Below are 23,698 nucleotides of genomic sequence, written 5' to 3' on the forward strand. Positions count from 1 at the left end.
CCCTTTCATGACAAGGCCTTAAGGGAATCTGGTTTAAAGGCTACCATAACTATTTACATAGTGAAGCCCTAAAGTAGAAAAAAAATTGAAAAAACTCTCTTTTATGCTTATTTTTTAATCTTTTTAACAACAACTGGCTGAAATTTCTCCGGATGCTCTGCTAAGGCTAGGGCTAAGACTTCATCTATCCACTGTACAGGGTGGATATTTAAGTCTCGTTTTACGTTGTCAGGGATCTCTTCGAGATCACGTTCATTCTCTTTAGGGATAATGACGGTCTTGATCCCACCACGGTGAGCTGCCAATAATTTTTCTTTCAGACCACCAATAGGTAACACTTCTCCCCTAAGTGTAATTTCACCTGTCATCGCCACATCGCAGCGTACAGGGTTACCTGTAAGCGTAGAAATTAGGGCAGTACACATCGCGATCCCCGCGCTAGGACCATCTTTAGGTGTTGCGCCTTCAGGCACGTGTACGTGTATATCGCGTTTTTCGTGAAAATCATTATTAATACGTAATTTATCTGCTCGACTGCGCACCACTGTCATGGCAGTTTGAATCGACTCTTGCATTACATCACCCAATGAACCGGTGAAGGTAGTTTTGCCTTTGCCCACTACAGATGTGGTTTCTATAGTTAATAGTTCGCCACCTACTTGTGTCCAAGCTAATCCGGTAACTTGACCTATTTGGTTAGTTTTGTCAGCTTTACCGTAATCAAAACGCTGTACACCCAAATATTCATTCAGGTTATCCTGGTTCACTAGTACTTGGGTGATATTTTTACCCAATAAGATATTCTTAACAGCCTTACGGCATATTTTAGAAATTTCTCTTTCTAAATTCCTAACACCTGCTTCGCGGGTGTAATAACGAATAATGCCAATAATGGCACTTTCATCAATCACCAACTCGCCTTTTTTAAGACCATTTCTGGATATCTGTTTATCCATTAAGTGTTGGGTCGCGATATTCAGCTTTTCGTCTTCGGTATATCCTGACAAACGTATAACTTCCATACGATCCAGTAATGGGCCCGGAATATCCATGCTATTTGAAGTAGCAACAAACATGACGTCTGAAAGGTCGTAATCTACCTCTAGATAATGGTCACTAAAAGTACTGTTTTGTTCTGGATCTAATACTTCTAATAAGGCTGAAGACGGATCACCTCGCATATCCGACGCCATTTTATCAATTTCATCGAGCAAGAAGAGTGGATTCTTAACCCCTACCTTAGCCATTTTTTGAACCATTTTTCCTGGCATAGAACCTATATAGGTGCGGCGATGCCCTCTAATTTCAGCTTCATCACGGACACCACCTAAAGCCATACGTACATACTTTCTACCAGTAGCTCTAGCTATAGACTGTCCTAAAGACGTTTTACCCACTCCAGGAGGCCCTACTAAGCATAGAATAGGTCCTTTGAGTTTTTTCACTCGCTGTTGCACCGCAAGATACTCGATAATACGTTCTTTAACTTTATCTAAACCGTAATGATCTGCATCCAAAATCTTGTCAGCAGCGGCGAGATCTTTTTTGACAACGCTTCTTTTTACCCAAGGAACATTGGTTAACCAGTCAATATAACTACGAACAACAGTAGCTTCTGCCGACATAGGCGACATCATTTTCAATTTAGCCAATTCAGCAGTCGCCTTTTTCTGGGCTTCTGCTGGCATTTTGGCATCGGTAATTTTTTTATTCAGTGCTTCAAATTCATCTGGCGCATCATCAAGTTCGCCGAGTTCTTTTTGAATGGCTTTCATTTGCTCATTCAAATAGTACTCTCGCTGACTCTTTTCCATTTGTTTTTTAACGCGGGTGCGAATTTTTCTTTCTACCTGCAGTAAGTCAATTTCGCTTTCCATCAACGCCATTAGATATTCTAAGCGTTCTGTGATCCCAAGCATCTCAAGCACTTTTTGTTTCTCAGACAACTTCAGGGGCATATGTGCCGCCATCGTATCAGCCAAGCGCGCGGCATCTTCAATACCGCTTAATGAGGTCAAAACTTCAGGTGGAATTTTTTTATTCAGTTTGACGTATCCCTCAAACTGAGAAATAGCCGAACGGATCAATACTTCTTGTTCTGATTCAGCTAATTCGGTATCTGTTGAGCTGAGTACTTCTGCAATAAAAAAGTCTTCTGTACTAACAAAAGAGTCAATTTTACCACGTTGATTACCTTCAACTAACACCTTAACCGTACCATCAGGTAACTTAAGCAACTGTAATATAGTTGCGATTGTCCCTACGGTGAATATGTCATCTACTTCAGGTTCATCAACACCCGCATCTTTTTGAGCGACCAAGAATATCTGTTTATCTTTTTCCATCGCTGCTTCTAAACAACGAATTGATTTCTCACGCCCAACGAACAATGGGATAACCATATGGGGATATACAACTACATCACGTAACGCCAAAACAGGCATTTCAATGCGATTTTCTCGCTTTTTAGTCATTCTTGGTCTCGCATTAAGTCATTTAATATTAAATCTATCGGATGTATATGGGGCTAGGCAGTAAAAGTTCAAATGATAATTTAAAACAAAGCAGAATAAAGTGCAGTAAATAGATTTTTCTGGGGATATTTTCAGCAATAAAAAAGGCTCTTTCGAGCCTTTTATTTATTTTTATTCCGAAGCGGCTTTTTTATCGACACCACTGTCGTAAATCAAAATAGGTTTTGATTCCCCACGAATGACAGTTTCATCAATCACAACTTTACTGACGTTAGTCATTGATGGTAGGTCGTACATAGTATCCAGCAATACAGCTTCAACTATAGAGCGTAAACCACGAGCCCCCGTTTTACGTTGCATGGCTTTTTTAGCTATAGCTTGAAGAGCATCTTCACGGAATTCTAGTTCAGTGTTTTCCATTCCAAACAACGCTGAGTATTGTTTGGTTAAGGAGTTTTTAGGTTCACGTAAAATTTGAACCAATGCATCTTCACTAAGTTCTTCAAGACAAGTAAGTACAGGCAAACGTCCAATAAATTCTGGGATCAAGCCGTATTTCACTAGATCTTCGGGCTCTACCTTTTTAAGCCATTCACCTTCTTGCGCTTTGTTGCTAATATTTTTAATTTCTGAACCAAAACCAATACCGGTTCCTGTATGAGCACGCTGCTCAATCACTTTATCTAAACCAGCAAAAGCACCACCACAAATAAACAATATCTTAGAGGTGTCTACTTGCAAAAACTCTTGTTGCGGATGTTTTCTGCCACCTTGAGGGGGGACAGAAGCAACTGTGCCTTCAATTAGTTTAAGTAGTGCTTGCTGTACGCCTTCACCGGATACATCTCGGGTAATAGATGGGTTGTCTGATTTACGTGATATCTTGTCTATCTCATCGATATAAACAATACCGCGCTGGGCTTTTTCAACATCATAGTCGCATTTTTGTAGTAATTTCTGAATGATATTTTCGACATCTTCACCTACATAACCCGCTTCAGTTAATGTTGTTGCATCAGCCATGGTAAATGGCACGTCTAACAACCTTGCAAGTGTTTCGGCTAGTAAGGTTTTACCACTTCCTGTTGGACCCATTAGCAAGATATTACTCTTACCTAATTCAACACCTTCATGTACATCGCCATTTCTTAAACGTTTGTAATGATTATAAACCGCAACAGAAAGCACTTTTTTTGCATGCTCTTGACCAATCACGTAATCATCTAGATGAGCATGAATTTCTTTCGGTGTAGGTAAGTCATCTTGTTTTTTCTTGGGTGCGATTTCTTTTATTTCTTCGCGAATGATGTCATTACATAAATCGACACACTCATCACAAATAAAAACCGACGGGCCAGCAATTAATTTTCTTACTTCATGTTGGCTTTTACCACAGAACGAACAATACAAAAGTTTGTTGTCGCCATCGTTGCTTTTTTTATCACTCATTTACAATCTTTTCCTATCTCAAACCGACTTATTACCACAACTGCCCTAATACTGATTGAGCTACAGTGTACTCATTAATATTTCAAAGAGTCACTATCTTATTTGTCGCTTTTTGTTTCTGCTTGATTATCAGGCCTATTAGTAAAGACCTTATCTATTAAGCCATATTCCATAGCTTCATCAGCACTTAAAAAGTTATCTCTATCGGTATCTTTAGCAACAGTTTCATAATCTTTTCCAGTATGCTGTGCCATCAACCTGTTCATCTTCTCTTTAATAGACAGGATTTCTTTGGCATGTATTTCAAAATCTGAAGCCTGTCCTTGAAAACCACCTAAAGGTTGATGGATCATCACCCGTGAGTTTGGTAAACAATAACGCTTACCTTTTTCACCAGCCGACAACAAAAATGCGCCCATACTCGCCGCCTGCCCAATACAAATAGTACTCACATTAGGCTTAATAAAATTCATTGTATCGTAAATTGCCATACCGGCAGTAACTGAACCACCAGGGGAGTTTATATACAAAAAAATGTCTTTTTCTGGATTTTCCGCTTCTAAAAAAAGCATCTGTGCCACGATCAAGTTAGCCATATGGTCTTCAACTTGACCAACTAAGAAAATAATATTCTCTTTAAGTAAACGAGAATAAATGTCATATGAACGCTCACCCTTAGCAGTTTGCTCAACGACCATAGGGACTAATGCGTTTGTAGGATCAAAAGGTGTATTCATCATATATTAGAATTCTTCACAAATAAAAATGCTCGGTAGTTACCGAGCATTTAAGCAGTTACAGACTAGATAAGTCAATTAACAATGGCCAAATTAAGCCTGTTTGTTCATGATCTCATCAAAAGATTTCTTCACTTCTTTAACTTTGGCTTGTTCAAGCAATAATTCAACTGCTTGTTCTTCCATAGCAACATTGTTCATTTGTTGCATTAATTCGTCATTAGTTTTGTAGTATTCGATCACTTCTTGAGGATCTTCGTAAGCGGAAGCGGCAGTTTCAATTAGCGCATCTACTTTAGCAGTATCTACTTTTAGGTCGTTAGTTTTAATCACTTCACCTAACAACAAACCAATACTTACGCGTTTACGGGCGTTTTCTTCAAACAAATCAGCAGGTAGCTCTGGCATGTTGTCAACGTTTCCGCCTTGTTGCTGGCTAAAACGTTGTTTAGCTTGCTCGCGTAACGCATTAATTTCTTGATCAACTAATGCTTTTGGCAAATCAATTTGATTTTTTTCTAATAAACCAGCAATCACTTGCTCTTTTATTGACGCTTTTAATGTTTGATCTAGCTCACGTTGCATATTTTTGCGAACTTCAGCATGCAGCGCTTCAATGTTGCCATCTTCAATACCGAACAATTTAGCAAACTCTTCGTCAACTTTAGGTAAGTCTAATTGCTCTACTTTTTTGATATTGATAGTGAACTGCGCCACTTTACCCTTCAGCTTTTCAGCATGATAATCTTCAGGGAAAGTAACATCAGCAATAACTTCGTCGCCAGTTTTATTGCCAACTATTGGCTTTTCAAAACCAGGGATCATGCGATCTTTACCCATTTCAAGGGCGAAATCTTCAGCTTTACCACCATCAAACTCTTCACCATCGATAGTACCGATAAAATCAATAGTGACTTTGTCGTCTTTCTTAGCTTTGCGTTTAACTTCTTTGTAGTTAGCATGTTGCTTACGCAAAGTGTCAATCATTTCGCTTAAGTCTTTATCACTGATGTCGACTATTGGTTTTTCAACCTTAATCTTAGCAATATCTTTCACTTCTACTTCTGGATACACTTCAAAAGCGGCAACAAACTCTAAGTCTTTGCCATCTTCATCAGTTTTCATTTCAAAGCTAGGCATGCCTGCTGGATTAATTTTTTCTTGAGTAATAGCCTGATAGAAGTTGCGTTGCATCACTTCACCAGCAATCTCCTGACGAACGGCTTGGCCATAACGTTTCTTAATAACATTAACAGGAACTTTACCAGGGCGAAAACCATTGATTCTTTGGGTTTTAGCTAATTGCTGTAAGCGAGACTTAACTGCAGAATCAATTGACTCAGCAGGAACGGTGATAGTAAGACGGCGTTCTAAACCTTTGGTCGCCTCAACGGAAACTTGCATTCTAATACCTCAATTATGCGCATACTTGCGCTTATGTATAATGACTAATGAGCTTTTATCGGCGCAAAATAATTGAGTGTTACGGATAACACTTGTTGCGTCCGAATATCCTGACAAAAGAAAAAAACTTATTTCTAGCCAAGACAGCCTGATAAAAAGACGCAGTAGTATAGCGATAGCTATTACGCAAGTCGAGGGTAAAATGCCCTGCATTGGAATAGTATTGTCGTTTAGTAACTTAATAACGACTTTGGTACTTAAAAAATCCTTGCCATAGATACAATGACATAGCTGCTATAGTTAAATTTTCGAGATACGAGATTTTAAGAGCATATGCTCTACATACTGGCATTCATGCTTTTTTCTCGCAGAATTCCCTTCTGTTTGATTGACTCTTTAGTAAACCAGAATTCAGGTTACCGTCAACCGTCAACAATATGCTCCTGAGCCACACAATGATTTTTAACACAAATAGCTGAATGAGCATCATTCGCTGCATATAATATTTGATGTTGCTGAAGTGGGTATTGTGCCCAGTTTGACCTCTGAGCCCCCTTCCCTAGTCTAGATTTAAGCACCATTGCCACAGCGGCTCGAGCTCCAATCAAATCTTTATCACCCACTAGGTTCTTTAACTCAACTGATAAATCTTGTGTGTTTGCAATATCAATACTGAGTTTATTACGAAGTTCCTTTTTATCTCCTTTAAGACCAAAGCCTACCTTTTGAATATTTGGGTTGCACAAAATAGCCTTAGCTGTAGATATAGCGAAAGGAAACTTAGTAGGGAATAAAAAGGCCTTAGTTGCTGTTGCTAGTTGGATCAAGGTGGGTCCAGGGCTGGTTTGCCCCTTACGAAAAATAGGCTTACTTTCAGTATCAAACCCCAAACAAATTTCAGTCTCTAACTCTTTTAATGCATTTACTGCATCTAACTCAGTTTCGATAATATCAATATCTGCAAGGCTAAGGCCAACATACAATGGCAATCTACTTACCTGCTCTTTAGTAGGACGTTCCATGTTCAATTCCATAATTAAGTTTAAACAAGCCCATCATAATACAAAAGACTAAAGATCTATTGCTCACAGGGCATACGCAGGAAAAAACAATTTATTTTAAAATCAATAACTTAAATTCTTAATTTGACAATGAGTCCAATATTTTCACTTTCAACAAACCTGACCCCACAGATTAAAGCTCGCCGATTATTTTTCGAATTAAGTAGGGCAATCACCATGGATGGCGGTAAGTGTCTGAGCAAGCTTATGACACGAGATGGAATATAGAAATTAATAGGAAACTCATCGTAATGCCACCCTAAGGAGGTCTCAGAAAGTTGCCGAAATACGACTTAGAAAGTAAACATTTTATTAAAGGAATATAAAACAAGAAAAGATGGTCGGTGAGACAGGATTCGAACCTGCGACCCCTTGGACCCAAACCAAGTGCGCTACCAAGCTGCGCTACTCACCGACTTAACTCTAAAACAACCTATTATAAGTTCATCACAATATTTAAAGATGAAGTTCCTTAAAATAATGAACTTATGAACTATCAGTTTTGTATAGGGATATACAAATTAGATAAATTAAAAATTACTTTCTTAATATAAAAACCATTTGGGATCAAATGACTATAAATATGGTGCGGAAGGAGAGACTCGAACTCTCACGCCGTGAAGCACTGGAACCTAAATCCAGCGTGTCTACCAATTCCACCACTCCCGCGAGTGGGGTGGGCGACGGGGCTCGAACCCGCGACAACCGGAATCACAATCCGGGGCTCTACCAACTGAGCTACGCTCACCACAATAAACTGTAGTAAATTTTCAACTTTTAAATTAAGAACTATTTCTCAACCTCTCGCTCGCTTATGCGTTCGAAAGAATTAGAACCAAATGGTGGTCCCAGAAGGATTCGAACCTTCGACCCACGGCTTAGAAAGCCGTTGCTCTATCCAGCTGAGCTATGGAACCTAAGGTGACATTTGAGAAATGGTCGGTGAGACAGGATTCGAACCTGCGACCCCTTGGACCCAAACCAAGTGCGCTACCAAGCTGCGCTACTCACCGACTTAACCCGTAACGTTGTTCTCATCTCGATACGGGAGGCGCATGTTACATAGCTTACATAACCTCGTCAAACACTTTTTCGATCAATTTTTTCGATTGATTACTTTTAATCCAAGATGCGCATTTTTTGATAAATCAGCACCTAAAAAACTATACATACGAACTTTTATTTCAAAAGTGCATGGTCTTTAGGTAGCTTGTTTCTAAGCCAAACTGCAAGTTTATGTTTCATACTCAATAAATCTTCACTGCCAGCAGGTAACGGCGTAATCAGTTTGTCATTCGCCAACAAACGATAAATACATTCAACTTTTTCTTTAGCAGAATCTGTTGCTGAGAAAGTTTTGAACCCTCTGTTTTTGGCATATGCTTCGCCCACTACTAAGGCTTTTTTCAACAATTGGGTTTCATTTGGAATTTTTTTCATTTACATCTCACATTTATTAATTGCTGTAATAAGTCCAGTAACCATTCTTTTCAGAGGTAAAATCTACGTTAGTTTAATAAATTTCACCTACTAGACTAACTGCACGTTATATCAATAACAACTAGAAATGGTTTAAGAATTATGATTGATTTTGGCATTTTTAATACATCCTAATTGCGACAAACCCCAGCGATATGTGACAATACACTCACGGAATATTTTGCTCTAGGTTATTCATGCCAGCACAGAAAATTGATGGTATTTTAATTGCCAAACATATTAGACAACATGTAGCTATACAAGTCGAAGCCATAATCTCATCAGGCAGAAGAGCGCCAGGTTTGGCCGTTATATTAGTGGGCAGTGATGCTGCCTCACATGTTTACGTTAACAAGAAACGCATGGCCTGTGAAGAAGTTGGATTTGTCTCTAAATCTTATGATTTACCGGCGACAACGTCTCAACAATCTCTGCTCGATATTATCGACCAATTAAACGTCGACGATGAAATTGACGGTATATTAGTACAACTTCCACTTCCCGCAGGCTTAAACAAAGAGCAAATATTAGAGCGTATCGATCCTCACAAAGATGTAGATGGCTTTCATCCTTACAATATCGGCAGACTTGCCCAGCGTATCCCTGCTTTGCGTCCTTGCACACCTAAAGGCATCATGAGTCTTATTGAGTCCACTAAGCGCCCTATTAAAGGTTTGGATGCAGTCATAGTAGGCGCTTCCAATATTGTCGGTCGTCCAATGTTTATGGAGCTCCTTTTAGCCGGATGTACAGTAACTAGTTGTCATAAATTCACTCAAGATCTGAAATCTCATGTTCAGCGTGCTGATTTATTAGTCGTGGCGGTAGGCATACCAGAATTTATTCCAGGAGATTGGATAAAACCCGGTTCAATTGTTATAGATGTAGGTATCAATCGTAATCAAGATGGTAGCTTAGGAGGAGATATTGAATATGCAGGAGCTTCTCAAAGAGCTGGCTGGATAACTCCCGTGCCAGGTGGTGTAGGACCGATGACAGTCGCCAGTCTAATTGAAAATACATTAGAAGCTTATGTGAAGTACCATTCATAAATATGAACATATCTGCCCAGTTACCGGATGAAGAGGTTCTGACTGCGGTCAAATATTGGATAGACAAAGTGATTGTAGGGCAAAACTTCTGTCCTTTCGCTAAAAAAGAAATACAACGCAATACTGTGCGTTATGCCATTTTCCCCGCGACTCAAGTTAATGATGCTCTAAGCCATTTACTAGAAGAACTGGCAATACTCGACCAAAAACAGAATATCCAAACCACATTGCTGATTTTTCCATCAGGCTTTGCCGATTTTGAGTGTTATTTAGATATGCTTGAAATGGCCAACTCGCTCATAAGCCAAGGTGGTTATGGAGGTATCTATCAATTAGCCAGCTTTCATCCCGATTACTGCTTCGATGGTGAGGATCAAAATGATCCAGCCAATTACACTAATAGGTCACCCTACCCCATTTTACATATACTCAGAGAAAGCAGTATTGAAGCTGTGCTGAAACATTACCCTGAACCAGAAAGTATTCCTGAAAACAATATAACAAAGGCAAGGGAACTAGGTTCAAGCTACTTACAATCCTTATTAAAATAACCAGAACCCGTATAATACATACCTATTAGAAAGGTGAATCCCCTTCATCAACAGTTTCAGGACTTGGATCACTATTGTTTGTAGTGGCGTTCTGTTCTGCTAAAAAGTCATCTAGGGTTTTGATCAATTGTTGTGCTGAAAAGTTAGACACTTGGTAATACCATTTTTGCCAATACTCTGGCTGATCGTTAGAACTAAAATTCACATAATGTTTATCATCAAGTTCACTTACGATGACCTGAAATATTTTTTCGTCTGAGGTACTCACTTCTAGCTGAGTCAATATCTTTAACGATTGAGTAAAATCATCATCCGCGGTGAGTAGCTGTTCAAAATTAAGATCGATTAAGTTACTAACAACTGCATTAAGAATACTGTCGTACTGCAATTCTCTATCTTTGGGCATGTTAATTAATTGAAAATCACCACTAGCAGATTTTGTTATTTGCCAATCTAAGTTGTCTACTCTTGAAACGGAACTAATATCTTGTGTTTGAAAAGGTAAAATCGGTTGTTTTAACCATGAAAATTTATCTATTGGTAAATTTACTGTTTTATCTATTCGCCAGCTTTGAGGGTTTTCAGGTTTAAGGATATAGTGCCCTTCCCCCACAGTGACCTTATTACCTACTAAAACCTGCCATAAATGATCATCAGCTTTAAAGGTTACTAACGTTGCCATGCTGTCGTCAGTATCTATAGATTGTAATCCCAAACGGATATAGTTTTTTGGCTTACTCGTTTTTGCCTCAACTAATTTTGCGCGCATCATAGTTTCGACAAAATCTGCTAGTTTGTCCTGTGAAATAGGATAAACATGTTGTCCAGGATCAAAAGTGGCCAACCAACTGTCACCTAGTTTTTGTGCACTAAATAACACACCTTGTGCATTTTTTATTTCGACGTTATCCAATTGATTAGCAAATTTTTGCAGATCTTCAAACAAAAATCCTGCTTCAAATGTATCTTTGGTAGGTGCTTGGATCAGCCATACCCCTAGTCCAACAGCTAATATCGCAATAGCAGTCAATATAGAAACTTGTTTATTCATAAAACAGCGGCCTCTTTTGACTCAGCAACTGCTTTACGAGGTTTAGTTCTGAAAATCCCTCTTAACAACATTAGTAATAAAATGAGTAAAAGTGGGGCTATTGCAATATTGATAAGTTTTAACCAATTACCCAAACTTTCAATGTCTTTATCAAGTTGATGTCTAACATCACGTAGCGACTTACGAATAGTGATTTTCTTTTGCATAAATTCATCAATAGCTAACTGTTGCTCTGGGGTTATGACCAAAGCACCACCCTCAACTTGTTGATTTTGTAACTGCAACAATTGTTGCTCAGTTTCTTCTAGTTGTTGTTGCAGTATCTGTTCTTGATCACGGAATTTTTGCTCAGCAATAACAGTGAGTTCATCAACCTTACTAAAAGAGCGACTAAATACCCCCCGACTTCTAATGCTAATAAGCGCATCGCTGCCGCCTAAATTCTCGACGGCATTAGTAATAAAGTCACCGTTATTAGCAAAAGGGGTAAAAATAGTCTGTCCGAAGAAATTTGATTGCTGCACCCAAAAACGATCCGCGAGCATGTCAGAATCACCTACTAAAACGATGTTTAAGTTATCAGTTGATGTAGTTATTTCGCTCTGTTCAACCCCCTCAGGGGCTTTATCAAAAGCGCTATGGCTTGGCCCTGAAAGTCTGGTAGCTAAAACATATGTCTTATTGTTACTTTGATAAGCTTTCGCCAATTCTTGAGGATCCTGTGTCATGGCATAGCTCGAAACATCCATCAAGTCTGAATTTAGTGTTGAGCGAACCAGTGGTAACCAAGTAGTTTCGGCGCCTTCACGTTGACTAAATACACCAAAGGACGCACCATTTATCACTTCAAGGTTTGATGTAACTACATCTTCACGATCAAGCTGATCTGTGGTTAGGCCTACAAAACCAAAGTGTCTGGTCACGCCACCATCTTGGGTGCGTATGTCTAGCCCAGCCAAGGCATCAAGCAGCACCTTCTCACTATCAAACTGAACACCCCATGCGCTGAGCAAGGGTTCCAAGTTAGAACTATTGCCACTAGGCATAGGTCCGGCCATCATTGCCATTTGGTCAGATTCATTATGCGCATCCAGAAAAACTAAAATTTTACCGCCAGTGAGCGCATATTGATCGATCGCAAATAACAAAGCATCGTTATATTCTTTAGGATGAATTAACAGCAATACGTCGGTGTTATCCGGTAAACTGGTGGTTTCACTATCGAGTTGTTCTACTTGGTACAATTGCTCTAACTGAGTCAGAAATGTCCAAGCAGGATCAACTTGTCCCGTCATGGGATTTTGTCCCCCCTTTATGGCAAGGTCTGTTATTAAAGTAACATTGACAGGTTCTGGCTCACTTAATTGATAAATTAGTTTGCTGATTTCATACTCTAAAAAACCTTCCTTTTGTGGGTCAAAAAACGCAATGACCTTTTGTTCATCCAAAGCATTAGTCGCCGCCATTCCCATATAAATAGCTTCACCTGCTGCACCAATATTAGCAGCGGTTAAACCATATTGATCGGCCTGATCTTCTTGCTCCGAAAATGCTTGAGGATCTAAAACTCGCAACTTTAGTTTGCCGTTGGCAAGGGTTTCATATTCAGTTAATAGGCTTTCAACACGGTTTGCATAGTTGCGTAAACTAGTCATGTTTTTTGAGGCTTTATCTGAAAAGAAAAAGTATAAATTGATTGGTTCGTCTATTTCTTTGAGGATCTGCTTACTGCCCTGAGACAACGAATAAACTTGGTTTTCAGTTAAATCTAACCGAGCCGAAGATAACAATTGGTTGTTCAAAAACACAAGAGCAAAAAACACCACGACTAACAAAACCAAATTCACAGATGATGTCAATTTATGTTGCATGACTAATCCGCCTTCTTTTGTTCAATTACAACTAAACCTGCAAATAACCAACATGTGGTCACAAGCAGGAAGTACATTAAATCATCTAACGCAATCACACCTTTAGCCATGGCCTCAAAATGGGTCAGGAAACTAAAAGAGGCCACTACATCAATGACCATGCTAGGCGCCCAGCTTTTAAATGCATCAAGGACGATATTGCTACCGCTTACTACAAATACAAAACACACCACCACTGATAAGATAAAGGCAACCACCTGATTTTTAGTGAGTGCCGACATACACATGCCTATTGACAAAAATGCTCCAGCCATTAACCAACTGCCAAGGTAAGCGGCGACAATAATACCGTTGTCTGGGTTTCCTAAATAATTAACCGTTAACCACAAAGGGAAAGTTAATAAAAGCGACAAACCTAATACCGCCCAAGCAGCAAGATGTTTAGCCAACATGGCTTGCCAAGTGCTAATTGGTAGTGTCATTAACAATTCAATGGTGCCGCTTTTGCGTTCTTCAGACCAGCTTCGCATAGCGATAGCAGGCACTAAAAAAAGATACAACCAAGGGTGAAAATTAAAAAATGGCAACAAATCAGCTTGTCCACGTTCATAGAAACCACCTACAAAAAATGTAAACACACCGGATAAAACCAAGAAAATCCCAATAAACACATAGGCGACAGGCGTAGCAAAAAAGCTAGAAAACTCACGTTTAAATAAAATACTAATGTTACTCATTGGGCACCTCTTGAGTAATTTCTCTAAACACTTGGTCTAAACGACCTTGCTCGACATATAAGCTATCTACTGGTAGCTTGCATCTTTGAGCGTGAGCTGTGACTAAATGCAATATGTCTGCACCGGGTTTTGGAAACAGGGTCACACGTCCCGTCTCTAAATCCTCTTCCATTTCTGCCACACCTTCCAATTCACCTAACTCAGCGACATCGGCGCGATAGCTAAAATGTAAAGTCACTGCACCATAATATTTCGACCTACGGTTAAGAGCATTCGGTGTGTCATCAAACAAAAGTTTCCCTTTGGATATAATCATCACGCGATTACACACAGCTGTGACTTCTTCCAGAATATGGGTAGAGATAATCACTATTTTATCTTTAGACAAATTTTTAATTAGTTCACGGACTTGATGCTTTTGATTCGGATCGAGTCCATCAGTAGGTTCATCAAGGATCAATATCTCGGGGTCATGGATCAAGGCCTGTGCTAAACCTACGCGTCGTTTAAAGCCTTTGGATAGATTATCAATAGGCTTGTCTAATACTTCCTGAAGTTCGACCTGATTAACAACCTGTTCAATCCTTGCCGCTTTTTCAGCACCTTTGTAACCTCTAATTCTGGCAATAAAATTCAGAAACTGCAGTGGAGTCATATCACCATAGGCTGGCGCTCCCTCCGGTAAGTAGCCGATTTTCTTTTTTATCTCTAATGCAGACTGCTTAAGAGACAAATCACTAATATAGATATCACCACTAGTGGGAAGTAAAAAACCTGTCAACATTTTCATGGTGGTAGATTTTCCAGCTCCGTTTGGACCTAAAAATCCCACCACTTCGCCTGGCTTGATATCAAATGAGAGATCATTAACGGCGAGAAAACCATTGAATGACTTAAATATATTTTTGACTGAGATCATAATAATCCTGTAATGACCAATAACGAATGCGCTGTAGATATGGTGATAGACAGCTAATTTTCAATATTTTATCTAGTAGTTTACGAAAAAAACGCTATGTAATATGTGCTTTGCTCATACTTAATGAGATTTTTTTACAACCTACAAGCTATTAGCTTGGCATCACAACCAATTTGCCTTATTGTCTGCTCATGCAACAAATCACTCCCTCTCTTTTTATTGCTCCTTTTAAGCAACCTAGTCGCTATTCCATATTCAAACGGATAGTGAATCTGGTTTTGGTCGTTGTTGGGTGCATTGCTAGCATCAACCTTTGGCTTATAGGCTCTGAGCAATCACTGAACTGGCATTCTAAACAAGCAAATCAGTTAGGTGTTAGTTTATCTTCTTTGTCTGGTAAAATGCTGATAAGTTCGTTACTAGAAAATGATTCGGAAAAATTAAGCCAACAACTTAGTTATATTGCCGCAGACCCTCACGTTGCTGGCGTGTCGCTATTCGATAATAAAGGTAGAGTGTTAGCTGATAACAATTCAGCGGCATCGGTAGTTGCAGCTTATAAATTGAACACCATATCTCCTTTAGTCTTCGTGCAAAGCATCACCCACAATCAACAGATAATCGGTTATTTGAGTATCATTTTGGAGGAAAAGAAGGTGATGGCGTACCATAGCGAGTATCAAAATCAACTCAATCAACAAGTACAAATGTTGATGATCCTAGCAGCCATTGCTGGCATATTAATCACCCGCGCATTTTATAAAGTCAGATATAGACAACTGATCCGTGCATCGAAACAATAGGTAGCCTATAAGTTTACAAAACTATCCAGCACGTTACGGGAACATGCTTGAAGTACTTGCAGCTTAGTTTCTTTACGTAGGGATAACAGACTCTCAAATATTTCAACTAAATACACAGGACTATTCCTTTGTCCTTGCTTGCCCATTAACGGCATATCTGGAGCATCGGTTTCTAGAACTAAACTAGAAAGAGGCAACCGAGCAATAGTTTTACGTGTTTTATTTGCGCGAGCATAGGTGATACCACCGCCAACTCCTATTTTAAACCCCAAATCAATGTAGGTCTGCGCTTCTTGGATACTCCCCGAAAAAGCATGCACAACGCCGCCCTGGCTGAATTTTGTTGCTTTAAGTATTCGTATTAGTTCGTTATGTGAATTTCTATGGTGCAAAATGACTGGCAACAGATTTTCTTTGGCTATAGTTAGTTGTTGTTCAAATACTTGTATTTGCAACTGCCAATTGACGTCAATATGACTATCAAGACCAATCTCACCTATAGCCAATACTTTGTTTTGATATTGATTTAGCAGATAAGTTAAATTAACTAAATGTTCAGATTCAAAACTATTAAGGAAATACGGATGTAAACCTAAGGCAAATCTAAGCTGTGGATACAAATGACATAGATCAATTTGTTTTTGCCACTGACTAGCCTGAGTACCGGGAATAACAATAGTGTCTATCGACAACTTTCTACAGTTACCTAAAATCTCAACTCGGTCATGATCAAAACAGCTAAAATCAAGGTGACAATGACTATCAATTAACACAAATACACCTCAAACGGTTAAGGCATTAAACGTTCTGACTGCCAATTTCCTTCGGGTGTTTTAGTATAAACAAATCGATCGTGAAGCCGATGTTCTCCTCCTTGCCAAAACTCAATTTCATGAGCGACAACTCGGTAACCACCCCAAAATGATGGCAATGGAACTTCCCCCTTTGCAAACTTAGCTTTAGCCTCTGCAAATTTCTGCATAAGTAATTGTTTACTATTAATAGGACGGCTTTGCGCCGAAGCCCAAGCGGCAATCTGACTAGGTTTAGGACGTGATAAAAAGTATTTAGCCACATCCACCGAGCTTATTTGCTGAGCAATACCCGAAACTTTGACTTGGCGATCCAACATGTGCCATGGAAAATGCAACGAAATTTTACTGTTATGGCTTAAGTCCTGAGCCTTTTTACTGCCAGTATTAGTGTAAAAAACGAAGCCTGTTTCATCAAAACCTTTTAATAACACTATACGTTGAGAGGGTTGACCTGTTTTATCAACTGTCGCTATTGTCATAGCTGTGGGATCAGCTAAGTTAGCATCGACTGCATTTTTTAACCACCGTTCAAAAAGTGCAAAAGGTTCAGGTGTCAAATCATCGACATCTAACCCTGCTTGAGTGTAGTCACGGCGAATATCGCTGATTGAACGCATGTAAACCTCTTATTTATTAAGGATGGAACCTCCGGTTTAGATTAGTTATCTAAACCATAACCTAAGCTACGTAATGCCCTTTCATCATCTGCCCAGCCTGACTTCACTTTTACCCAAAGTTCTAAATAGACTTTTGCATCAAACAATACTTCCATATCTTTTCGTGCTTCCATACCAATGGTTTTAAGGCGTTGTCCACCTTTACCAATAACCATGCTTTTCTGGGTATCACGTTCAACCAAAATCAAACCGTTTATACGATAGATACCATTTTCTGCCAGTAGAAATTGCTCAATTTCCACAGTAATAGAATAAGGTAATTCGTCACCAGTAAAACGCATTAGCTTTTCACGAACAATCTCAGATGCCATAAACCGGCTTGAACGATCTGTAATATAATCTTCAGGAAAATAAAATTCACTTTCGGGCAAAGTAGCCAATACTAAGGCACGTAATTCTTCGACATTTTTACCTGTTTTAGCTGAGATAGGCATAATTTGCTGAAAGTTATGTTGCTCACCCAACCATTTAAGATGAGGAAGCATGGTTTCTTTGTCTTTTACATTGTCTGATTTATTTACAATCAACCAACATGGCGAGCCAGACTGTTGAATTTTGGTCAATACCATTTGATCATCATCAGTCCATTTGGTGCCTTCGACTAAAAATAGTACTAAACCCACATCTCCAATAGAGCTAGAAGCTGCACGGTTCATAAAACGGTTTATGGCGCGTTTTTCTTCAATATGTAATCCGGGAGTATCCACATAAACCGCCTGACGATTTTCTACTGTGTCGATACCCATTATTCTGTGACGAGTGGTTTGCGGTTTGCGTGAAGTGATACTGACTTTTTGACCAAGCAGTTTATTCAGCAAAGTCGACTTACCCACATTTGGGCGTCCAACAATGGCGATCATTCCACAGTGAGTGTCGGCAATCGACTTTTCATCATGCTCTTTACCAGAACTTTTATCTATCATTAATTAATTTCTCAAATGCTTGCTTTGCGGCTTTCTGTTCTGCTCTACGTCGGCTATTGCCTTTACCTATCACAGCTTTTTTTAAACCTTCTACATTACACTCAACATAAAAAGTCTGATCATGTGATTTACCTTTAATTTCAGTGACTTCATATAGAGGTAAAGGATGTTTATTTGACTGTAGATATTCTTGTAAACGGGTTTTGTCGTCTTTGGAAACCGCTTCAGGGTCGAGAGCTTTAAGCCTTGGGCCAAACCATTCCAGGATTAAGGACTCACACTTATCCATACCGGCTTCTAAATAAATAGCGCCAATAATGGCTTCTACCGCATCGGCTAATATCGAATCTCGGCGAAAACCTCCACTTTTAAGCTCACCGGGACCAAGTAGTAACAATTCACCCAACTCAAACTCTCTCGCTACTTCAGCCAAAGTATCCCCTTTGACTAAACTCGAGCGCATTCGAGTTAACTTACCTTCGGGTTGTTTAGGAAAACGCTGGTATAAGCCTTTAGCTATTACCATTCCCAATATAGCATCTCCCAAAAATTCCAGACGTTCATTGTGTTGTTTACCAGCACTTCTGTGAGTTAAAGCTTTGACTATATTAGCTTCATCGGCAAAGGTGTAACCCAAGCGCTTATACAAGGGTAGATATGGGTTAACAAGAGGCATTTATATTATGCTACCCACACGTTCAAACCTGACACCAGTTGGGATCCATCCTGGTACCCAGCTACTAGGCACACGGTCAAATTCAAAACTTATCCAAATCGCTACAGCTTTACCCACTAAATTTTCTTCAGGCACAAAACCCCAATACCTGCCGTCTTCACTATTATCACGATTGTCACCGAACACAAAATAATGTCCTTCTGGAACAATCCACTCATCCGCTTTCGTTCCGGGTTGTGAATAATAACGACTGGAACTGGCTCTGCCTTGAGTACGATATATTTGATGACTAACATCGCCTAATTGCTCGGTATATTTTTCTAAAGGTGCAAATTGCTGATAAGCCTCTCCCCTACTCTCAAACTGTAAATCTACAGTTTGAAATGCAGCGCAATTTTCGGGGGTGTCACAGGCAGGTTTAATTTGCAGTTGTTTGTTTCGATAAATAACAGTATCACCTGGCAACCCTACTACACGTTTGATGTAGTCTAGTTGTGGATTAGGTGGAAACTTAAACACCACAACATCACCGCGCTCAGGTTCACCGATATCGACAAACTTTTTACGCATTACAGGATCTTTTAGACCGTATGTAAACTTCTCAACAAGAATAAAATCTCCCACTAATAAGGTGGGCATCATTGAACCAGATGGAATTTGAAAAGGTTCATACAAAAAAGAACGCAACACCATAACAAAAGCGATAACGGGGAAAATTTGTTGGGCTGTATCGACCAACCAAGGCAATTGTGCATCCTGTTCTAAAGCAGATTTTGCACCGCCGGAGCCACTAGTAATAGCCATTCGCTCACGACGCTTAGCAGCAAACAGTAAACTATCAACTAACCAAATCAACCCAGAACCGACTGTCAGCGCCACCAAAAAAATTGAAAAATAATTAGCCATTTAGTTACCTACCTTGAGTAGAGCTAAAAAGGCTTCTTGAGGCAGTTCTACGTTACCAACTGATTTCATACGTTTTTTCCCGTCTTTTTGTTTCTGCAAGAGTTTTTTCTTACGGCTTATATCACCGCCATAACATTTGGCAGTAACGTTTTTACGTAATTGTTTAATGGTACTGCGAGCGATTATCTGATTGCCAATAGCTGCCTGGATAGCAATATCGAACATTTGTCTAGGGATAAGCTCTTGGAGTTTTTCTACTAACTGCCGGCCGCGGGTCACAGCATGATCTTTGTGTGTAATCATTGCAAGGGCGTCAACCCGTTCGCCATTGATCAAAATATCTAGACGTGACATTTCAGCCGCTTGAAAACGTTTGAAATTATAGTCCAAAGATGCAAAACCTCGGCTAGTCGATTTTAATTTATCGAAAAAGTCCATCACCACTTCGGCCATAGGCAAATCGTAACTTACAGCAACTTGTTTACCGTGATAAGTCATACTGGTTTGCATGCCACGTTTTTCAACACACAAAGTAATGACATTACCCAGATATTGCTGTGGCACCAAAATGTGGGCTTCAACTATAGGTTCACGAATTTCTTCAATATCATTAACAGCCGGCAATTTTGAAGGGTTATCAACGTAAATGGTTTCACCATTTTTGTGGATAACTTCATACACTACAGTAGGTGCAGTGGTGATCAAATCAAGGTTATATTCACGTTCTAAACGTTCTTGAATGATTTCCATATGCAACATACCTAGGAAACCAATACGAAAACCAAATCCAAGTGCAGAAGAACTCTCTGGCTCAAAAAACAAAGAAGCGTCATTGAGACTCAATTTTGCTAAGGCATCACGGAAATCTTCATAGTCGTCTGAACTAATAGGAAAGAGGCCCGCGTATACTTGAGGCTTTACCTTTTTAAATCCCGGAAGGGCTTCAGATGCAGGTCGTTTCGCTAAAGTGATAGTATCACCTACTGGAGCGCCATGGATTTCTTTTATCCCAGCGACAACAAACCCAACTTCACCGGCTCTTAATACCCCAGTATTAGTTGCTTTAGGAGTGAAAATACCCACTTTATCGGCTTGATGAATTCCACCCGTCGACATAATTTTAATTTTGTCGTTCTTATGTAACTCACCTTGCATAATACGTACAAGAGATACCACACCTTGATAATTATCAAACCAAGAATCAACGATCAAGGCCTTTAAAGGAGCGTCAATGTCACCTTCTGGTGGCGGTACTTGACGCACTATAACTTCTAGTACGTCCTCAATTCCTATACCTGTTTTAGCAGAACAGCGCACGGCATCGATTGCATCGATGCCCACTATATCTTCTATTTCTTCTGCGACACGGTCAGGCTCAGCTTGTGGTAAATCAATCTTATTTATTATTGGCACCACTTCCATATTCAAATCAATGGCGGTATAACAATTTGCCAAGGTTTGTGCCTCGACTCCTTGTCCAGCATCGACTACCAATAAAGCACCTTCACAAGCAGCAAGAGAACGTGATACTTCATAAGTAAAATCCACATGTCCTGGTGTGTCGATGAAATTTAATTGATAGGTCTGGCCATCTTTTGCGGTGTAGTTCAGCGTGACACTTTGCGCTTTGATAGTAATACCACGCTCTTTTTCAATATCCATAGAGTCGAGGACTTGTTCAGACATTTCTCTGCTGGTCAATCCTCCACAATGTTGTATCAGGCGATCAGAAAGAGTCGATTTACCGTGGTCTATATGAGCAATAATTGAGAAGTTACGTATGTGCTTGTGTTGCATAAAATTTTAGAAAATTACCAAGTGGTTTTGTTTCCAAGCAACTAGTTAAATAAAGAATAGCCGCTAGAGTATGGGACAAAAATTAAATAGGCCGGAATTTTACAGTTTTATCAGTCACTTTGCGACACAACAAAAGCATTGTTTGTAGATTTTTGTATCAGAAAAGTGCGATCACACTTGTTTGATTTGAATATTATCTATTTCTAAAGGGAAAACTTTGATAATACGAGGGTAAAAATCACCTTGGTCAGCACTGCTCAAAAAGCGACGAACAAACCTAAAGGTCAAGTAAGTGCTGATAGCGGACAATAATATTAGCCAGCCTTCCGCCATCAATCCAACTAAGGGTAGAATACTTTGTCCAACAAGCGCAGACAAAACAAGGGCAAATAATGGCAAACAATAAACCATGGCAGAAGCTTTGAGTAAGTTTTCTTCGGGTATACCTAAACTGACTTTTTGCCCTACTTCTACCAATTCATTCAATTGAAAGCGTAACATTTCCCGCTTACTTGCAAAAACTTTAGCGATAGCACCAGTGCCGCAATTGGACTGAGCTTCACAACTGCCACAAGTCGATTTAATTTGGGTTTCAACCATTACGACTTGTTGGTTGTTGTGTTGTTCTATCGAGCAAATCACCCCAATTTCTTCGATCATTTAGATAATTCTTTGAATCGATTTAGCGATGGCATTAGCGGTAGCTGCTGGGATCTTACCTATAATAGTAATATTAAGTTCGCCATGCTCAATGGTAAGCAATGTGTCAGATTGAACTGTACCCACTAAATTATCCTGTGGCTTACTATTGCTTCGATCTTGAATATACACAGAGATATCAACCAATCCATCACTTAACATAATGTATTCAACTACTTCACCGGAACCAGACAAACGACGCAGATCTCTTTTTACTATTGTCATACCTTTAGGAAGATATTTTATCGTCCAAGGTGAATTAATTGCTGCACTAGGGTTAAAATTCACAACTTCAGGTAACATTCCAGGCTCTATTTTTGCAAAGAACGGATCGGGTTCTTTAGTCACCTGTAAGCCTGTCACTTGAATTTGTTCTAGAAGTTGTGCCTCTTGACCGATCAAATTCATTTTCAACAATAAGCCAGTTTCTTGATCAAGCCAAACATTCAAACCAAAGCGGCTTTTATCTTTACTGATAATCCGAATTTGTTGCGCTGCACGGCCAGCAATGCGGCTTCGACCGACCATAATAAATTCGTAACCTAACATTAATTTTTCAGGACGTTGGAAAAATTCACTAGGGAAAGGCCCATTGATAATGGAAGATTGCAAGCTGTAAGGAGGAACGTTAGGTTCAAAGTAACTCACTTTATTACCGATACGAACGACCTCCCTGCCTGGGCCATTTAGCTGATTAAGCTGCTCCATTTCAAGGCCGGCTTCATTCACACCGTGTCGCCAAAGATAGGGCTGGGAGTCCGCGCCTGGCTTTAACAAAATGAATGAAATGGTATAATTGAGAGACTTAACGGCATCAGACATCTTAGCTAACCATGCTTGTGCACTGTCAGACTGGTGAGAATTACTAGACGTTTCGTTAGTCGGTTCCTCTTCCTGTGCAATGACTTGCATAGGAAGAAATATAGTTATCAGCAGAGTCAATATGACTCTATTGATAATTTTATTGAGGGGTGTTTTCAACAATGTCTGATTGCGCCTCTTCATTTTTAATATTCAGATCTAGTATCGTAGACTCATCATTGTTCAATTGCATTGTTTTAAAACGTAATTGCTGTTTATGGTCTGTCAAATACGCATTGATCCTACGTCTTTGCTCAACACCATCAGAGTTCGGTATAGCTCGAGTTTGGTCAAAACTCACTGGCGATAATCCACCTTGAATTCCAGGGATAGGAGGAGCAGCATTGAAGGGTTGGTTAGCATCAGTCTGATTGAACTGTTGAACTCCAATTATCATAGCTACAGCAACCGAGGCAGCAATGGCCATTTGCCCACCTTGTTTTGCAAAAGGTATCACTGTGCCAACTAAAGGTAAGTCTCGCCAAGTTTTCTTTGGCGCCAAAATTGCTGGCTCAGATTCTAACGCTTGAGCAACCCTATCGGCAATGTCAAAATTAATATTTGCAGGAAGCTCTTGCCGTAAACCATCACGTATAAGGTGATAACTTTTCCATTTCAGCTGCAATTCGGCATCATTCTTAACCGCATCCAACACATGACTACTCGATGAGGTAGAAGTACTATCTTCTCCATCGACTAAGGCTGATAAATTTTCAAATTTTTGCGACATACAATATGGTTCCCGCTAATTTAATT

Annotated in this window: 22 protein-coding genes and 5 tRNA genes; 3 read left to right on the top strand and 24 right to left on the bottom strand. The window is 39.6% G+C overall.

Translation table 11 applies throughout. The annotated features are described in order from the left end of the window. Positions 1–107: 107 nt before the first annotated feature. The 11 genes from lon to GARC_RS19130 form a co-directional block, all read right to left on the bottom strand. Positions 108–2,474: an endopeptidase La gene (lon, locus tag GARC_RS19080; RefSeq protein ID WP_007623330.1), complete on the bottom strand. Its 2,367-nt coding sequence runs from the start codon at positions 2,472–2,474 to the stop codon at positions 108–110. Positions 2,475–2,645: 171 nt separating this feature from the next. Continuing rightward, positions 2,646–3,923 (bottom strand): ATP-dependent protease ATP-binding subunit ClpX, encoded by a 1,278-nt coding sequence (gene clpX / locus GARC_RS19085; RefSeq protein ID WP_007623333.1) that lies wholly within the window; start codon positions 3,921–3,923, stop codon positions 2,646–2,648. A gap of 98 nt (positions 3,924–4,021) precedes the next feature. Further along, positions 4,022–4,663, bottom strand: coding sequence for an ATP-dependent Clp endopeptidase proteolytic subunit ClpP (gene clpP / locus GARC_RS19090; protein ID WP_007623335.1), 642 nt, complete (start codon positions 4,661–4,663; stop codon positions 4,022–4,024). Between the two features lie 90 nt (positions 4,664–4,753). Continuing rightward, positions 4,754–6,064 carry a trigger factor gene (gene tig / locus GARC_RS19095; RefSeq protein WP_007623337.1) on the bottom strand — a complete coding sequence of 437 codons (1,311 nt, stop codon included), beginning with the start codon at positions 6,062–6,064 and terminating at the stop codon, positions 4,754–4,756. A gap of 422 nt (positions 6,065–6,486) precedes the next feature. Next, positions 6,487–7,086: a 3'-5' exonuclease gene (locus GARC_RS19100; protein WP_007623339.1), complete on the bottom strand. Its 600-nt coding sequence runs from the start codon at positions 7,084–7,086 to the stop codon at positions 6,487–6,489. A gap of 377 nt (positions 7,087–7,463) precedes the next feature. Beyond that, positions 7,464–7,540 (bottom strand) — tRNA-Pro (locus GARC_RS19105). Between the two features lie 169 nt (positions 7,541–7,709). Continuing rightward, positions 7,710–7,794 (bottom strand) — tRNA-Leu (locus tag GARC_RS19110). 3 nt (positions 7,795–7,797) lie between these two features. Continuing rightward, positions 7,798–7,873: transfer RNA gene (locus GARC_RS19115), tRNA-His, on the bottom strand. 92 nt (positions 7,874–7,965) lie between these two features. Then, positions 7,966–8,042 (bottom strand) — tRNA-Arg (locus GARC_RS19120). A gap of 19 nt (positions 8,043–8,061) precedes the next feature. Beyond that, positions 8,062–8,138, bottom strand: a tRNA-Pro gene (locus GARC_RS19125). 166 nt (positions 8,139–8,304) lie between these two features. Then, entirely contained in the window at positions 8,305–8,565 is a 261-nt protein-coding gene (locus tag GARC_RS19130; protein WP_007623341.1) for a DUF5062 family protein, read from the bottom strand. A gap of 236 nt (positions 8,566–8,801) precedes the next feature. Here GARC_RS19130 and folD point away from each other — a divergent pair, with 236 nt between their 5' ends. Further along, positions 8,802–9,656 carry a bifunctional methylenetetrahydrofolate dehydrogenase/methenyltetrahydrofolate cyclohydrolase FolD gene (gene folD / locus GARC_RS19135; protein WP_007623343.1) on the top strand — a complete coding sequence of 285 codons (855 nt, stop codon included), beginning with the start codon at positions 8,802–8,804 and terminating at the stop codon, positions 9,654–9,656. Between the two features lie 2 nt (positions 9,657–9,658). Continuing rightward, on the top strand, positions 9,659–10,207 hold the full coding sequence (locus GARC_RS19140) for a DUF1415 domain-containing protein (protein ID WP_007623345.1): 549 nt from the start codon (positions 9,659–9,661) through the stop codon (positions 10,205–10,207). Between the two features lie 25 nt (positions 10,208–10,232). Here the strand turns inward: GARC_RS19140 and GARC_RS19145 are convergent, their stop codons facing one another. From GARC_RS19145 to GARC_RS19160, 4 genes are read right to left on the bottom strand one after another with little or no spacing between them, the layout of a single operon-like run. Next, positions 10,233–11,258, bottom strand: coding sequence for a DUF4340 domain-containing protein (locus tag GARC_RS19145; protein ID WP_007623347.1), 1,026 nt, complete (start codon positions 11,256–11,258; stop codon positions 10,233–10,235). Beyond that, positions 11,255–13,129 (bottom strand): GldG family protein, encoded by a 1,875-nt coding sequence (locus GARC_RS19150; RefSeq protein ID WP_007623349.1) that lies wholly within the window; start codon positions 13,127–13,129, stop codon positions 11,255–11,257. Before GARC_RS19150 ends, GARC_RS19145 begins: the two co-directional genes overlap by 4 nt. Positions 13,130–13,131: 2 nt before the next feature. Then, positions 13,132–13,866, bottom strand: a complete 735-nt coding sequence (locus tag GARC_RS19155) for an ABC transporter permease subunit (protein WP_007623351.1) — start codon at positions 13,864–13,866, stop codon at positions 13,132–13,134. Beyond that, positions 13,859–14,785, bottom strand: coding sequence for an ABC transporter ATP-binding protein (locus tag GARC_RS19160; RefSeq protein ID WP_007623354.1), 927 nt, complete (start codon positions 14,783–14,785; stop codon positions 13,859–13,861). Before GARC_RS19160 ends, GARC_RS19155 begins: the two co-directional genes overlap by 8 nt. Positions 14,786–14,976: 191 nt before the next feature. Between GARC_RS19160 and GARC_RS19165 the strand changes: the two genes are divergently transcribed. Beyond that, a complete protein-coding gene (locus GARC_RS19165) occupies positions 14,977–15,588 on the top strand; it encodes an AhpA/YtjB family protein (RefSeq protein ID WP_007623356.1) in 612 nt (203 codons plus the stop codon). 5 nt (positions 15,589–15,593) lie between these two features. On the opposite strand, the gene GARC_RS19170 is transcribed toward GARC_RS19165, so the two are convergent. From GARC_RS19170 to GARC_RS19210, 9 genes are all read right to left on the bottom strand, one after another. After that, on the bottom strand, positions 15,594–16,361 hold the full coding sequence (locus GARC_RS19170; protein WP_007623358.1) for a TatD family hydrolase: 768 nt from the start codon (positions 16,359–16,361) through the stop codon (positions 15,594–15,596). 17 nt (positions 16,362–16,378) lie between these two features. Continuing rightward, positions 16,379–17,020, bottom strand: a complete 642-nt coding sequence (pdxH, locus tag GARC_RS19175) for a pyridoxamine 5'-phosphate oxidase (protein ID WP_007623360.1) — start codon at positions 17,018–17,020, stop codon at positions 16,379–16,381. A gap of 41 nt (positions 17,021–17,061) precedes the next feature. Then, positions 17,062–18,003: a GTPase Era gene (era, locus tag GARC_RS19180; RefSeq protein ID WP_007623361.1), complete on the bottom strand. Its 942-nt coding sequence runs from the start codon at positions 18,001–18,003 to the stop codon at positions 17,062–17,064. Further along, complete coding sequence (gene rnc / locus GARC_RS19185) at positions 17,993–18,679, bottom strand: ribonuclease III (protein WP_007623362.1); 687 nt, start codon at positions 18,677–18,679, stop codon at positions 17,993–17,995. Before rnc ends, era begins: the two co-directional genes overlap by 11 nt. Beyond that, on the bottom strand, positions 18,680–19,585 hold the full coding sequence (lepB, locus tag GARC_RS19190) for a signal peptidase I (protein WP_007623363.1): 906 nt from the start codon (positions 19,583–19,585) through the stop codon (positions 18,680–18,682). Next, positions 19,586–21,382: a translation elongation factor 4 gene (gene lepA / locus GARC_RS19195; protein ID WP_007623364.1), complete on the bottom strand. Its 1,797-nt coding sequence runs from the start codon at positions 21,380–21,382 to the stop codon at positions 19,586–19,588. Between the two features lie 171 nt (positions 21,383–21,553). Further along, a complete protein-coding gene (locus GARC_RS19200; protein WP_007623365.1) occupies positions 21,554–22,042 on the bottom strand; it encodes a SoxR reducing system RseC family protein in 489 nt (162 codons plus the stop codon). Beyond that, a complete protein-coding gene (locus GARC_RS19205) occupies positions 22,043–23,065 on the bottom strand; it encodes a MucB/RseB C-terminal domain-containing protein (protein WP_226989228.1) in 1,023 nt (340 codons plus the stop codon). Continuing rightward, positions 23,043–23,672 carry a sigma-E factor negative regulatory protein gene (locus GARC_RS19210; RefSeq protein ID WP_007623368.1) on the bottom strand — a complete coding sequence of 210 codons (630 nt, stop codon included), beginning with the start codon at positions 23,670–23,672 and terminating at the stop codon, positions 23,043–23,045. The genes GARC_RS19205 and GARC_RS19210 overlap by 23 nt, the downstream gene beginning before the upstream one ends. Positions 23,673–23,698 lie beyond the last annotated feature (26 nt).

The sequence above is a fragment of the Paraglaciecola arctica BSs20135 genome (genome assembly GCF_000314995.1).
GTDB classification, from domain to species: domain Bacteria; phylum Pseudomonadota; class Gammaproteobacteria; order Enterobacterales; family Alteromonadaceae; genus Paraglaciecola; species Paraglaciecola arctica.